This is a genomic window from Levilactobacillus spicheri DSM 15429, assembly GCF_001435095.1.
Classification (GTDB): Bacteria; Bacillota; Bacilli; order Lactobacillales; family Lactobacillaceae; genus Levilactobacillus; species Levilactobacillus spicheri.
This window is the reverse complement of record NZ_AZFC01000015.1, coordinates 73,864-87,323: the sequence shown is the minus strand read 5'-3', so window position 1 is coordinate 87,323 and position 13,460 is coordinate 73,864. Positions and strand designations below refer to the sequence as shown.

Here is a 13,460-nt window from a genome sequence, read left to right as displayed (position 1 = left end):
TTTAATATGTTACGCTATCAATATAGCATCAGACTTTAAACTTGTCTACTTACTTCGGAGGTCAACCATGCAAGGCAATATTCCAGAAAAAATGCGGCAACGTAACTTACATCTCATTCTAAAAACCATTATCACGGAAGGCTCCCTTTCCGTTAAACAACTCGCAACTTACACCGGACTCAGCGTCATGAGCGTCCACAACCTCATCAACGTACTCCAGGCCTACCACCTGATTAAGACCGATCCCCACCCCGTCAAGACCCGGGGACGCAGTGCCGCCTGTTTCGTGGCCGATACCACCACGTTCAGTCTCCTTTCCATTCGCATTTTCGAGCATTTGAACGGGATGACCGCTAAATTGGAAATCATCGACTTAGGCGGCAAACGGCTCGCCGGTATCCTTGAACAACCCATCTCCACGCCAGAATCGCTCCTGAATTTAGCCCAGCAGCTCCTCAAAACCGTGAACCGGCGTCCCCAGGGAACCATTATTGGCCTTCCGGGGGCAGAGATCGCCAGCAAGGTCAGCATCAGTGACCTGCCCGGTTGGCATGACGTGAAGCTCAGTCGTTATTTCTACGAACAAACGGCCATCAAGACCACCATCATTAATGACGTGACTGCGTTGACCTATGGTGCCATCGGCAAACTAGATTCTGATGGTTCAGCGGTCGGGCTCTACTATCCCCTTAACTTTGGTCCCGGGATGGGCATCGTGTTGCACGGCCACTCTGAAAATGGCACGACCGGGATGGCTGGAGAGATTGCATCTGGCCCGGCCTACCAAGGTCAGACTTTCCCCATCGCCGCCACCGAGTTCCAAAAGATTGTTGCCCGTGACGTACTCAACGTTGCGACAATTCTCGACCCGCAAGCGGTATTCATTTACGCGCCCGCTCATCCTCAACTAGACGCGGAACAGCTCCAAGCAACGGTTCAAGCGGACCAGCCGTTACTCACCCATTGCCAACTCAAACTCGATGGCGATTTTGATGATGATTATTGCTTCGGGCTCCTTCGCTTCGGTCGTGAAATCATCTACCGTGATCTCATCAACTAAGGGGGCGTTCATCACGGAAAATAATCGTTTCAAACTTCAAAGCTTATTGCTGACCGCTACGGCCTTCATTCTAGGGTTTAGCGAGTTCAACATTATCGGCGTACTTAACGACATCGCTCACCAATTCCACGTCAGTGTCTCCAGTGTGGGCTACCTGGTCACCATCTTTGCGCTAGTCTACGCCATTAGCACGCCCATCTTCACGACTTTGATTGAGCAACACCGCCTGCTGCCCGTCTTATTAAGTCTCATGGGCATCTTTACCCTCGGGAACCTCATCACAGTCTGCGCCCCAACCTATGCCGTCCTCACCCTATCGCGAATTATGATTGCGTTGGTCTCGGGTGTTGCCATCTCCATCACGATGACGTTTGCGATTAAACTCGCGCCAAAGGACCGGCGCGCATGGCTGATTGCCTGGGTCTATTCGGGCTTCAGTATCGCTGCTGTATTGGGTATGCCCATTGGCACCTGGGTCAGTGAACATTGGGGCTGGCGGATGTCATTTCTGGTGATTACCCTGCTCAGCGTGGTTCTCCTCATCATGCTAGCCAGCTTTCTCCCCCGCCAATTACGACAGAGTCAGGAACAAAAGGTCAGTCTCGGTTCCCAATTAATCATCTTTAAGGACTGGCGGATTCTGCTCGGCGTGTTGGTTGTGATTTTCAACTTTACCGGCATCTACGTTGTTTATACGTATCTCCGACCAATCTTCGTCAGTGGCATGGGGATTGCGACTACCCTCATCACGCCATTATTCATGGCTTACGGGTTCATGACGCTGGGCAGTAATCAGTTCAGTGGTCGCCTAGCCGCTCACTCGGGCCTCACAAAGATGCCTAGAGTTTACGGTGTCTTAGCAATAGCCCTGGCCTGTCTCCCCTTAGGTCTTCAGCTCACGTGGGTAGGTCTGTTAATCGTCTTTATCATGGGGTTCAGCATGTACCTCATCAACTCGCCCATTCAACTCCACTTCTTAGGCATCACGGAGAAGGATTATCCTCAATCAATGGTCCTCGCGGCTTCGCTTCATTCCATCTTCTGTAACGTGGGCATTGCAACTGGTTCGGCCATTGGTGGACTGCTGGTCGCTCATGGTGGTCTCAACAGTATTGGACCTGGTGGCGCCATCTTCATCCTCGTCACCTTAGGCTTGGTGGTCAGTCTAAATCACCTCAATCAGCACTGGGACCAGCATCCCCATACGACGTTATCAGCAGATGATCATGTCCGCGGTGAAACATCGCATCAATAATCCACGTTTAGCTGTTTCTTCAAATCATCATTTCACATACGAAAATAACCTATACTAAAAACTCGGCAAGTCCATTAGGGCTGTGCCGAGTTTTATTTAGTTACTGTTCAGTTGGCGCTTAATTGAAACTCGCATCACTTGTGATATGGAGACCCCTCATTAATCATAAACGCCCGGTACACCTGCTCGGTCAGCACCAACCGCATTAGCTGGTGGGGCAGCGTGAAGCGGCCGAAGGAGATCTGGGTGTTCGCGCGCTTCAAAACCTCGGGAGCCAACCCCAGCGAGCCCCCAATCACAAACGTCAGGTCCGAGTGGCCGTAGGTGGTCAGATCCTTGATTTCCTTGGCGAATTCCTCCGAGGAGCGCTCCTTGCCCAGGATGGCCAACGCAAAGACGTACTCGCGGTCCTTGATCTTCTCCAGGATCCGATCGCCCTCCGCCTGCATCACCTGGTCCATCTGGGCCTGCGACAGACTCTCCGGCGCCTTTTCATCCGGCACCTCGACGATGCTGAACTTGCAGAACCGCGACAGACGCTTGGCGTATTCCGCGATGCCCTGCTTGAAGTACTTCTCCTTTAACTTCCCCACGACCACAAACTTGATGTTCATAAATGTCCTCCTATGCACAGGTTGTCCACAAAGTTATCCACAGGTGCACAATCCGGCTTCCTAGATATGGTGGGTCCCCATTTGGCGGCCCACCATATCTATTTTTTGGCAAAATGTCAATCCCTTTTTAGTTATCCACAATTATACCCCGAAACACCCGTTCGTGGCAACCGCCATCAACGCCGAGATGGCCGGCTTTCAGAACACCCCTCGGGGTATTTTACTTTCTTTATCCACCGCTATCCACCGAACCTGTGGATAACTTTTCAACCGGCCGGGTTCCCGGTCTTATCCCCTTCAGTTATTATCCACCGCGGCCGATCGTCAGTTATCCCCAAGTTATCCACAGCTCCGCACGCCCGTTTTTTTCTGGCCTGAATCTCCCCGCTTGCTGGGACCCCCTTCGTTCGGCCGGCCACCCAGTGGCGCCATTTTCATCCCCGCCGGCCGCTGTTAAACTTCGTCTTTTCAATTTTACCGCCTAAAAAAAGACGCCCGGACTTTTCCGGACGCCATGTTGCTAACCTATTTAACTTTCCGACGTGGCACTCGTGGTCGACTTCAGCTGGGAGGACGTTTCCGTCAACTTCACGCTGGTCGTCTTCTTCTTGCCATTGTGGTAGTAAGTCATCGAGACCGTGTCGTTCAACTTGTACTTGTACAGGATATCCCGCAACGTGGACTGGGTACTAATCTTGTGCCCGCCCAGTTCGGTGATGACGTCGTACTTGGCCAGGCCGGCCTTCTTAGCTGGTGAGCCGGACGATGCGCCCATCACCACGACCCCGTTGGTCACGCTAGACGGCAACTTCAGGATTGACTTCTGCTGAGAGTCCGAAACGTTGGCCAGGTCGACGTAGGTGATGCCCAGCGCTGGCCGGACGACCTTACCCTTCTTGACCAGCTGGTTGATGATGTTGACCACTTCGTTCGACGGAATGGCAAAGCCCATCCCCTCGACGCTGGTCCCCTCGGTGTCGCTGGCGATCTTCGAGGAGGTGATCCCAATCACTTGGCCCCCCACGTTGATCAGCGCACCACCGGAGTTCCCGGGGTTGATGGCGGCATCGGTCTGGATGACCGTCGCGTTCCCGGTCTGGGTGCCGGCCGAGTTCGTGGTCTCAATCGTCCGCTTCTTGGCGGAGATGATCCCTTCGGTCAGTGACGTCGCATACTGGCTGCCCAGCGGTGATCCGATGGCCAAGGCGGTCTCACCGACCTTGATCTTATCAGAGTTCCCGAACGAAGCGACCGTCTTCAGCGACGAACCGTTGACCTTCAGCACGGCCAGGTCGGTCACGGAATCTTTTCCAACGAGCTTGGCCTGGAGCTGCTTACCACTGCTGGTCACGACCCGCAGCGCCGACGACCCGGAAACCACGTGATTGTTGGTCACGATGTAGGCGGTGTTGCCGTCCTTCTTGTAGACGACCCCGGACCCTTCGGAGGCCTCTTCCAGCGAGGACTTCGAACTGGAGCTCGACGACGATTGGCCGAACAGCTCACCCAGGGTGTTGTTACTGCTTTGTTTCTGTAAATTGATGACCGAGACCATCGCACCCTTGACCGAGTTAAAGGCCTTGGTCGACTGACTGTTGACGTTGACCGTGACGTTCGACGTCTTGGTGTTCCCGGTCTTGTTGGTGCCGGCCGGAACCGCCGTGTCGTTCAGCCCACTGTTGCTCAGGTAGTTGAGGCCGCCGTACGCGACACCCCCACCTAATAGCCCGGCGACCGCCGCCGTGACCGCGACCTTAGTCAGGGTCAGACCCCGCTTCTTGCGGGGTTGTGGGTCATTGGGTTGTTGCTGGTCTTGATTCTGCATGTTTAAGTTATTCAGATCTTGATTATTGTTGTTATTATCAGCCATTCTCCTGCGCGTTTGCGCTAACCCTCCTCGTTAACGGCCATTCGTGCGGCCGTTATTTTTTAATAACCCCATTTTAACGGGGGAGTGTGAAGTTTTTTTGATGAATGTTTGTGGAAGTCCTAAAGTTTTGCCTACAGGGTCACCAGCGGCGTGGCCTGTTCCGGCTGGGTATCGAGCAACTGAAAATCGTGCCCGACGCCGAAGTCGTGATTCTCCATCATCGAGGCCACGGTCAGGTGACACAGCGACTGCATGTTGTTATGCAGGCTCCGGTGCCCCAGGTAAATGCGCTTGGTCCGGTTACCCAGCACGTCCATCAAGACGTCGGCACCCTCCTCGTTGGACAAGTGGCCCTTGTCCCCCAAGATCCGTTGCTTCAGCGGCCAGGAATAGTCGCCCATCCGCAACATCTCGACGTCGTGATTACATTCCAGCAGGTAGGCGTCGGCGTCCTTGATGACGCCCTCGACGTGCTCGGAGACGTAGCCCGTGTCCGTCAGAATGACGAAGGTCTTGCCCTCGTAGTGGATCGCGTAAAACTGGGGTTCGGCCGCATCGTGCGAGACGGAAAAACTCTCGACGTCGATGTCGCCAAACGTTTGGACCGTGTCCGGGGCGAACAGGTGCTTCTGCGCCAGGTCGACCTTGCCGATCCGCGGCGTCATCGCGTCCCAGGTCCCCTGGTTGGCGTAGACGTCCAGTTGGGCGTAGCGCCGGGCCAGGATGCCCACGGCCTTCCGGTGGTCGGTATGTTCGTGCGTGACTAACAAGGCATTCACGTCGGTCAAACTGCGATCGATGTCGCCCATCAATTTCTCAATCTTCTTACCACTCAGTCCCGCGTCGATCAGCAGGCGTTCGTGGGGACTTTCAATGTAGCAAACGTTCCCGGTGCTGCCGCTCGACAACACGCTGATGCGCAAGCCATCTTTTTCTACCGTACTCAACTAATATCGAACCCTCTCTTAACCTAATACCGCTATGATACCGCATCTGCCGGCGCTTGTAACCAAATTTAGTCGCTCCCTATCGATAAGCAAACGATTTTCTAAAAAGCTGGCTTTTTCAACCCAAGCTTCATCATCAATTAATAAGGGGGTCTATGATGGTTGACGTTCATGGGTTGTCAGCATGAACGTCAACCATCACAGAACCCCTCAACACCATCCAACCCGTTCCCCAATAATCGGCAGTATAGTGGTAGCACCCATTTTGGCTATTTATTCAAAAAACGGCTCTTAAAAACCAGTCCAGCCAATATAACAAGTGTTACTACCAGTGTGGCTTTAAAATCCGTAAAAGGCTAATTATCAAAAATAGTAATAAGCCACTAATGATTATTAAACACACCAGCTCAATCGATTTTTCATTGATCCTATCGACTCACTGATTTAAACCGCTTTCTCATCATCGTTTTTCCACAAGATAGCCGTAACCAACGGCAATGAGCAAGACGACCAGGCCTAAGCATAAGAAACCAGATAACCACCACAGCCATGCGAGCCAACCGACTAAGCCGGTAGCAGCTTTTGTCAGAAGCACGAGTATCAAAACACCACTCACCAGCGTTAGAAACAGGCTTTGGTAGGGACTATAGTCCAAGCTAACAATCTCACGCCACCGATTAACCAACAGCCACGTAGCAATCGCACAGATGAGCATCGCCGCAATGGTTGCAATCGTCCTAACCTCAAGCGAATACGCGAGATTCATGCCCCAAAAAGCCGCGATGATTACGCTGGCCAAGACCGCCACACCTTTTCTGACAGATAAAGTCATCGCGTCACACCTCCCTAAAATAGTTTATGTACGCACCCGTTATCCTATATTCTTAATGCGAAGTCACGACGCGTCCATTGATACCTTGATTTTACCGTTGTCTACGACCTATGAGAAGGAACGACTTGTTTACATCCCGCTTAATCTTGGTTAACGCCATGGATTCGCGTATACTATCACTATCATTCATCTTCATTAGGAGGTACCCATTATCGAATTATCGACTCAATTGAAAAGGGCCCGGATGGCGCAACATCTTTCCCAGAATGAGGTGGCGACCATCCTACACGTCTCACGCCAATCTATCTCTAAGTGGGAAAATGGGCGCGGCTATCCCGATTCAGACAACCTGATCCGCCTCAGTGACCTTTACCATCTCTCGCTGGATGATTTGGTTCAGCACAACTTCGACCAGCCGACGCCGCCTCATACGGCAAATCATCTGACCGTCAGGCAAAGAGAAGTGCCCCCCGTCAACACTTCTTTCCATCAAAATACCGATGAAGGTCTCTTATTGCTCCTGTTGACCCTAGCCTCCGCCCTATTACCGCCCGTAGGTATCTTTTTACCACTCTACGTTATCTGGCGTAATAATAAATACAATAGTCTCCATAAAACGATCATTGTGATTTCCATTCTGGTTTCCCTCTACAGTCTGATGGGGACCTATTCCATCATTAGTGATGACTGGATTAAGCCCTCACAAACGACCGTTTACCGAGTTGATTAGGGTCATTCATTGAGCCCGCGTTTTCTCAGCGGGTATCCACCGGGCCAAAATCAACTTTTCAGAGCGACCGATTTTCTTTACATATCAGGTTCCTGCATTAAAGGAGCCTAACCGTGCACCTTTTTCAACGCCACTTTCCGGCACTATTCACCGGAGTGGCGTTTTTTCCAGGATTCATTACCCTTTCTCCCGTCATACAGAATCTACCGGTCAAAAAAAGCGCCCAGCCACCAAATGGCCAGACGCCGGTAATTGCCTTTCAGTTAGTTCGTTGTTTCCGTCCCACTGACCGTCTTGACGTTGCTGTCCGACGTCAGGATGGTCCCAGTAAAGGCGTTCACGTGCTTCAGCTGCAGCGTGCCCGCGTCGTTGCCACTCGTGGGTTTGACGGCGATGATCCAGGTCGGGATGTACACGCTGCTATTCTTCAGGGTGAAGTAGCGGGTGTAGGCCAACTTGGTCCAGACGACCTTGGTGTTGTTCTGAATCTGGTTGTACTGGTACAGCCAGATCAGCGCCTTACGCTCGGAGATTGTCGCCGTCCGTTCCCGCAAGGTCGACACGTCGTTGAGGTAGCCCTGCGTGTAGCCGGTGACCGTCCCGTCGTTGGTCAGGCTAAACCGCAACTGGCCATAGCGGGTGTAGAGTTGACTGCCCGCGACCCGCTGCGTGTAGACCACCGTGTTTTGACTCGACAACTGGGCGTTGTACTGGTACTGCGCCCCGTTCAGGATCAAGGCGGTGTTCGCCACGACCGCATCCAGGGTCTTGTCCGGGTGCTGGGTATCGACGTTGGTGATCGCCGTCTTGAAGGTCGAGGTAATCAGCCCCTCGTCGTACTTCACGGTCTGGTCGGACAGGCTGGTCAGGTCACTCTTGATCTCACTATCGTTCGTCGTGGCGATGTAGTAGCCCTCGGTGCTCTTTTTCGACGGGGACTTAAACGTGATGTTGTCGGCGCGCATTTCCTTAATGATCGTCGTATCACTGTTGGTCGTCCGACTCGAAGTCGTGTCCGACTGGCTACTGGTATCGCGTTGGAAAGCCGCGAACAGGAAAATGTCAATGACAATGAAGGCGACTAAAAATAGCCACTCGATGCGTCGAAAATCCATGCCGGACTGTCCTCCCTTTACCCGTTTGTCTTCAGCATCTGCTTATAGGTCTTCCACGTGCCGTCGTAGTTGACGTACCAGGTCGGCGTCAGGTCCACGACCTTGTCGGAGACCGACGACGCCGCCCACTGGTATCCCAGCTGGATGCTGCCGATCTTCTTGCGGTTGTACCCGGCCGCCGTCAGCTGGTCGATCACGGCCTGAGTTCCCGGTAAGGTGATTGATTTCTTATCGTTCGGCACCGGGACCTGCAGGCTATACAGCGAGAAGTTGTACCGCCGGACGCCCTGTGACAGGATCTGGATCCGCGCGGCCCCGTAATCACTCTGGTTAAAGATCGGGAACCCTTCGACGAAGCTCCGGTAGGTCACAGTGTTGTTATCCCCATCGTAGCCGTAGTAGCGCAGGTTTTCCATCGGGATTCCGATGGTCTTGACCGCCTGGTAGCTGGCCTTGAGCTGCTGGCTAAAGGTCAGCGTCGCCTGCATGGCACTGTAGTCTTCGTACAGCGCCACCCCGGGCTTGTTGTAGACCGTCAGCTGCTTGGAGGTCCCATCGCTATAGATGGTATTGTCCTTGTTCTTCTTGGCCGTGACGTTGGTCGCTTCCCCGTTGTTCAGCAGGCGCGTCGTGAAGTAGTCGGTCGACTGGTGGTTGACCAGGTAACTATACGACGGCACCGTCACCGAACTGGGCATGTAGGCCATGGCGCTGCCGTTTAACCACTGCATGTGAATCGGGATGCGAAAGAGGTTCTCGCGCAGGATTCCCCGCAGCGGTTTGGCCGCCCCACTCTTGACCGTCACCCGGTACATCTCCTGATTGGTGTCGTTCAGCAGGTACAGGTGTTTGTCACCGTTCAGCGGCACCATAATCCGGGAAAACTGGGTGTTTTGCAGGGACACGTTGCTGCTGAAAACGGTGTTGAACAGCTTAACGTTGATCGGACTGGCGTACGACAACAGGAGGCTGTCCTTTTGTTTCAAAGCGTTCAGATAATCCGTGTGCGAGACGTCGCGGACCCGGCTGATCCGGCCCAGCTTCCAGTTGGACAGGGCCGTGCGGATTTCGGACGTCAGGTTGATTTTTCGGTTGTTTAACAGTTGTTGATTGCCGGTCGCGTCGGTATGCACCACCTGCGTCGGAAGATAAACGTCCTTTTGCGGCCGTGTGTTGAGCTCGGTCGTCGGATTGTTCGAGCTTCGTTGCCGGTTCCGTTCATACTGCGCGGGGTTGGTCCAGATCAGCGCCGATAACGTCACGCTAATGGCGACGGCGATGGTCAGGCCGATGGGCAACAGAGCCTTAGTTATCTTCATCCCAGAGATCCTCCTCCTCGTACGGCTTGTATGGCAAGGAAATGTAGAACGTGGAGCCACGGCCTTCGCGGCTGTCGACCCAGATTCGGCCGCCCAGCATCTGGACGACTTCCCGGGAAATGGCCAGCCCTAAGCCGGTCCCACCCTGGGCCCGCGAACGAGCCTTGTCGACCCGGTAGAACCGGTCGAAGATCCGTGGGATGTCGGCCCGCGGGATCCCTAGGCCTTGGTCGGCCACGCTCAGGATCACGTTGTTGTGGGTCTCGAGCAGCCGGCAGGTGATGACCCCACCATCCGGTGAGTACTTGATAGCGTTGTTCATCAGGTTATCCAGCACCTGGGTGAAGCGGTCGGTGTCGATTTCGACCCACAAATCGCGCTTGGTAAACTCGCGTTTGATGGTGTAGGTCTTCTTCGGCTGATCGTCTTGTTCGATGATCATGTCAAAACGGTCCAGGACGTAGTTGAAGAGTTCGTTTAAATTGACCATTTCCAGGTTCATCTTCTGGGTCCCGGAGTCCATCCGTGACAGGGTCAACAGGTCGTTGATCATCCGGATCATCCGGTCGGTCTCCTCTTGGGTGACCTTCAAGAAACCGGGGGCCACCTTGGGATCCTTCCAGGCCCCTTCGGACAGGGCCTCGATATACGAGCGCACGCTGGTCAGCGGCGTCCGCAGTTCGTGGGACACGTTGGACACGAATTGTTTCCGGTCCTGGTCAATCTTTTGTTGTTCGGTAACGTCGTGCAGGACACAGACTAGCCCGGAAATAAAGCCGGACTCCCGTTGAATCAACGAGAAGTAGGCCTGCAGGATCAGGTCGTGTTCCTTGGTCGAGAAGTCTAAGACCAGGTCGTCCGGGTCCTCCAGCAGCTCGCGGAGGGTGTAGTCCTTGCGAATCGCCAGCAGGTCCAGGATCGACTTGCCTACGGCGTCGTCGGAATCGGTATCCAGGAAACTCGTCGCCGTCTCGTTAATGATGGTGACGTTCCCCCGGCGGTCGGTGGCGATGACCCCATCGGTCATGTGAGCCATCACGGAATCTAGCCGGCGCCGTTCGGACTCGGTCGATTCTTGGGCCTCCTCGACCCGCACGGACAGGTTATTGACGGCGCTGGCCAGTTGGCCCAACTCGTCGTTGCCGTAGACGTGCACGTGACCGGAGTAGTCCCCCCGGGCGATGCGCAACGTCTGCTTCTTCATTTCATCAATTGGCCGGGTAATAGCCCGGGAAATAATAATCGCCATGACCAGTCCCAAAATGATCGCCACGAAGGTCGCGGAGACGTAAATCAGCGTGATCTGGTTGATATTTTGGTAGACTGAGTCCAGGCTGGCCCGCATGTAAATAACCCCCACTAGCTCACTGTTGTTGCCCTGGCTGCGAATCAGCCGGGTAATCGTGGTGTAGTATCGGCTATTGTTCTGCGAGTTATAGGTCGTCCGGACCACGTCGCGGTTATTATAAATGGCGTTTTTAATGTCGTTATCGGTGGTCTTCTGGCCGACAATCCCCTGATTGTCGACCTCGTTGGTCCCCCGAATGGTTCCTTTGTTATCGATCACCCGAATCTGGGCGTTGTTGGTATTGGTAATTTCCGAGAGGGTCGACTTGATCTGCTTGTTGGCCCCCGTCGTGTTGGTCTTCACCAGCTCATCCGACAGGCGGTTGGTGATGTAGGTCTGCACCACCTGCTGTTGCTTGAAGGTGTTCAAGTTTTGGTGCTCCAACTGTCGGACAAAAACGGCCCCGACGATTTCCAGGGTCAGTAAGAGCAATAGGGCAAACACCAACGCAATCTTAAAGTGAATCGATTGAAAAAATCTAATTTTGCTATTCACGAAGTCACATTCTCCTCCGCCAGAGATTTAGCGTCGCCGCTAGCTTAGGCCTGATCGGAATCAGGGTTACGCAAATAGTAGCCGACGCCGCGCCGGGTGACTAACCAGGTTGGGTGACTCGGGCTATCCTCAATCTTTTCCCGTAACCGCCGAACCGTCACGTCGACCGTCCGCACGTCCCCGAAGTAGTCGTAGCCCCAGACCGTCTGTAACAGGTGTTCACGGGTCATGACTTGGCCAATGTGTTGGGCTAAGTAGTGCAATAATTCGAATTCACGGTGGGTCAACTCGATGTTCGCCCCCCGCTTCGAAACGGAGTAGGCTTCCGGATGAATCGTCAAATCGCCAATTTCAATGTCTTGGTTCTCGGGTTCTTCGGGTTGGGCGTGGGCCGCCGTGTTCTGGCGCCGCAGGTTGGCCTTGACCCGGGCCACGAGTTCCCGGTTAGAGAAGGGCTTCGTCACGTAATCGTCGGCCCCTAATTCTAGCCCCAAGACCTTGTCCAGTTCGGAGTCCTTGGCCGTGACCATGATGATCGGCATGTCGTGCTTCTTCCGGATTTCCCGGGCAACTTCCAGGCCGTCGATTTTCGGCAGCATCAGGTCCAAAATGACCAGATCGGGGGTGTTTTCTTCAACGTGTTGCAGGGCGGCTTCCCCGTCATAGGCGACGTCGACCTCGTACCCTTCTTTTTCCAAACTAAACTTCATGATATCCGAAATCGGCTTCTCGTCGTCGACAACTAGAACTTTTTTAGGCATATTAAAAATTTCCTCCTTAAGGGAAATACAGATCGATCCGGTAATTGCAGGATTACCGGCAGGCCGGCCGTTGGGTGTCACAGTACCACCGCCAACGGGGCCACAGCAGTTTTGGTGTTGCGTTAAATTTCATCGTTTAAAGTCAAGGAATGGTGGGACGAGCCATTGCTCAAGTCCCGGTGAAACACAGGGGCGCCGGAGTGGCTGAGAAATTTCCAGCCACCGATAAAAGGCGCTACTTGAATTATAACACATCGTGAACTTGGTTTCAGGCCAGTTCTCTCAACGCTTTAAGCTGAATTTAACTTAGAATTTCCCGGGAAATAGTTCTTTGACCAAATTTGCCGGTGATTTTTTGGTTTTGGCGGTCAGTCACGCCCCTTCTTTTCTCCAGTCTAAACCGGCCAGCCACGGAACCGCCCGCCTTGGTTTCTACCAGCGTGATAAGTTCAGTGAGCAAAGAACACAGAGTGAGGTCCAAGGCGGTTAGCTGCCGCCATTAAGCGGAACCAGCTGCCTTGGGGCGCACGTTTCGACGCCGTAACGGAGAGTGACTGTCGTAACCCCCCGCTCCACGCCGGCGAGCAAGCTGGCCGTAGGTGGGACGACGCCGGAGCCCACAAAGCCCGTGGTCTCCGAAGCTCGGCCTTGATGTAAGCCGGCCCAAAACGCCAGCTAACATCAATTTCACCACGGCCATCAAGTCGCCTCTGTTTCGCTCACATCGTCGTTTCCCTTTCCAACCTCCGTGAACTGGCCGCTTGAGTGGACATCCCACATGCTTGTAGCTCCTTGCCAGATAAACGCGTCTAAAATCACCCTTTCAGGTTCAAAAGACTGTTCGGCCAGCCTAACCTCTAGGTTCCCCAAAATTTCCCGAATTGTGCCCCACTTTTCTTCGCTATAGAATCATCCTCGTTAATCAGAAATCGGTGGTGACTCTGTCAGCTGGTGCTACCCATGATGGACCGGAGGAAATACCGTCACGGCTCAGCTGAGCGGGAGCAATCGGTAACTATCGCCGCACGATGCGGTACAATTTATCGCTTTTATCAACTTTTTTAATAAAAGGGGTTGCGCCAGGTGGGGGTCACATGATACGATAGTTCTCGTC

At 53.7% G+C, this 13,460-nt stretch carries 11 protein-coding genes and 1 tRNA gene (1 of these 12 running past the window's edge); 4 read left to right on the top strand and 8 right to left on the bottom strand.

All coding sequences use genetic code 11. The features are described from left to right. Positions 1 to 67: 67 nt before the first annotated feature. Both FD37_RS04260 and FD37_RS04255 read left to right on the top strand, forming a co-directional pair. Positions 68 to 1,060, top strand: a complete 993-nt coding sequence (locus FD37_RS04260) for an ROK family protein (protein ID WP_056963678.1) — start codon at positions 68 to 70, stop codon at positions 1,058 to 1,060. Further along, positions 1,044 to 2,315 (top strand): MFS transporter, encoded by a 1,272-nt coding sequence (locus FD37_RS04255; RefSeq protein ID WP_235807851.1) that lies wholly within the window; start codon positions 1,044 to 1,046, stop codon positions 2,313 to 2,315. The genes FD37_RS04260 and FD37_RS04255 overlap by 17 nt, the downstream gene beginning before the upstream one ends. A 134-nt stretch (positions 2,316 to 2,449) precedes the next feature. Here FD37_RS04255 and rlmH read toward each other — a convergent pair whose 3' ends face one another. The 4 genes from rlmH to FD37_RS04235 all read right to left on the bottom strand — a co-directional run bounded on the left by rlmH (position 2,450) and on the right by FD37_RS04235 (position 6,578). Then, a complete protein-coding gene (rlmH, locus tag FD37_RS04250; protein ID WP_045807714.1) occupies positions 2,450 to 2,929 on the bottom strand; it encodes a 23S rRNA (pseudouridine(1915)-N(3))-methyltransferase RlmH in 480 nt (159 codons plus the stop codon). 529 nt (positions 2,930 to 3,458) lie between these two features. Beyond that, complete coding sequence (locus FD37_RS04245; protein WP_082078059.1) at positions 3,459 to 4,799, bottom strand: S1C family serine protease; 1,341 nt, start codon at positions 4,797 to 4,799, stop codon at positions 3,459 to 3,461. A gap of 131 nt (positions 4,800 to 4,930) precedes the next feature. Next, a complete protein-coding gene (locus tag FD37_RS04240) occupies positions 4,931 to 5,746 on the bottom strand; it encodes an MBL fold metallo-hydrolase (RefSeq protein ID WP_045807715.1) in 816 nt (271 codons plus the stop codon). A 460-nt stretch (positions 5,747 to 6,206) separates the two neighbouring features. Beyond that, the gene (locus FD37_RS04235; RefSeq protein WP_056963676.1) at positions 6,207 to 6,578 is read right to left on the bottom strand and encodes a hypothetical protein; all 372 of its coding nucleotides are present in this window, start codon (positions 6,576 to 6,578) and stop codon (positions 6,207 to 6,209) included. 208 nt (positions 6,579 to 6,786) lie between these two features. Between FD37_RS04235 and FD37_RS04230 the strand changes: the two genes are divergently transcribed. Next, the gene (locus tag FD37_RS04230) at positions 6,787 to 7,308 is read left to right on the top strand and encodes a helix-turn-helix domain-containing protein (protein ID WP_082605116.1); all 522 of its coding nucleotides are present in this window, start codon (positions 6,787 to 6,789) and stop codon (positions 7,306 to 7,308) included. 263 nt (positions 7,309 to 7,571) lie between these two features. Here FD37_RS04230 and FD37_RS04225 read toward each other — a convergent pair whose 3' ends face one another. Genes FD37_RS04225 through yycF form a run of 4 tightly spaced genes read right to left on the bottom strand, consistent with a single transcriptional unit; the run spans position 7,572 to position 12,346 of the window. After that, positions 7,572 to 8,423 carry a two-component system regulatory protein YycI gene (locus FD37_RS04225; RefSeq protein WP_045807716.1) on the bottom strand — a complete coding sequence of 284 codons (852 nt, stop codon included), beginning with the start codon at positions 8,421 to 8,423 and terminating at the stop codon, positions 7,572 to 7,574. Positions 8,424 to 8,440: 17 nt separating this feature from the next. After that, positions 8,441 to 9,742 (bottom strand): YycH family regulatory protein, encoded by a 1,302-nt coding sequence (locus FD37_RS04220; RefSeq protein ID WP_052957230.1) that lies wholly within the window; start codon positions 9,740 to 9,742, stop codon positions 8,441 to 8,443. Then, entirely contained in the window at positions 9,729 to 11,585 is a 1,857-nt protein-coding gene (walK, locus tag FD37_RS04215; protein ID WP_045807717.1) for a cell wall metabolism sensor histidine kinase WalK, read from the bottom strand. Before walK ends, FD37_RS04220 begins: the two co-directional genes overlap by 14 nt. 44 nt (positions 11,586 to 11,629) lie before the next feature. Continuing rightward, on the bottom strand, positions 11,630 to 12,346 hold the full coding sequence (yycF, locus tag FD37_RS04210) for a response regulator YycF (protein ID WP_045807718.1): 717 nt from the start codon (positions 12,344 to 12,346) through the stop codon (positions 11,630 to 11,632). A 1,071-nt stretch (positions 12,347 to 13,417) separates the two neighbouring features. On the opposite strand from yycF, the gene FD37_RS13030 reads away from it, so the two are divergent. Next, a tRNA-Lys gene (locus tag FD37_RS13030) sits at positions 13,418 to 13,460 on the top strand (it continues 63 nt past the right edge of the window).

Coding starts and splice junctions, on each gene's coding strand:
- FD37_RS04260 (WP_056963678.1), top strand. CDS start 68: ATGCAAGGCAATATTCCAGAAAAAATGCGGCAACGTAACTTACATCTC.
- rlmH (WP_045807714.1), bottom strand. CDS start 2,929: ATGAACATCAAGTTTGTGGTCGTGGGGAAGTTAAAGGAGAAGTACTTC.
- FD37_RS04245 (WP_082078059.1), bottom strand. CDS start 4,799: ATGGCTGATAATAACAACAATAATCAAGATCTGAATAACTTAAACATG.
- FD37_RS04235 (WP_056963676.1), bottom strand. CDS start 6,578: ATGACTTTATCTGTCAGAAAAGGTGTGGCGGTCTTGGCCAGCGTAATC.
- FD37_RS04225 (WP_045807716.1), bottom strand. CDS start 8,423: ATGGATTTTCGACGCATCGAGTGGCTATTTTTAGTCGCCTTCATTGTC.
- FD37_RS04220 (WP_052957230.1), bottom strand. CDS start 9,742: ATGAAGATAACTAAGGCTCTGTTGCCCATCGGCCTGACCATCGCCGTC.
- yycF (WP_045807718.1), bottom strand. CDS start 12,346: ATGCCTAAAAAAGTTCTAGTTGTCGACGACGAGAAGCCGATTTCGGAT.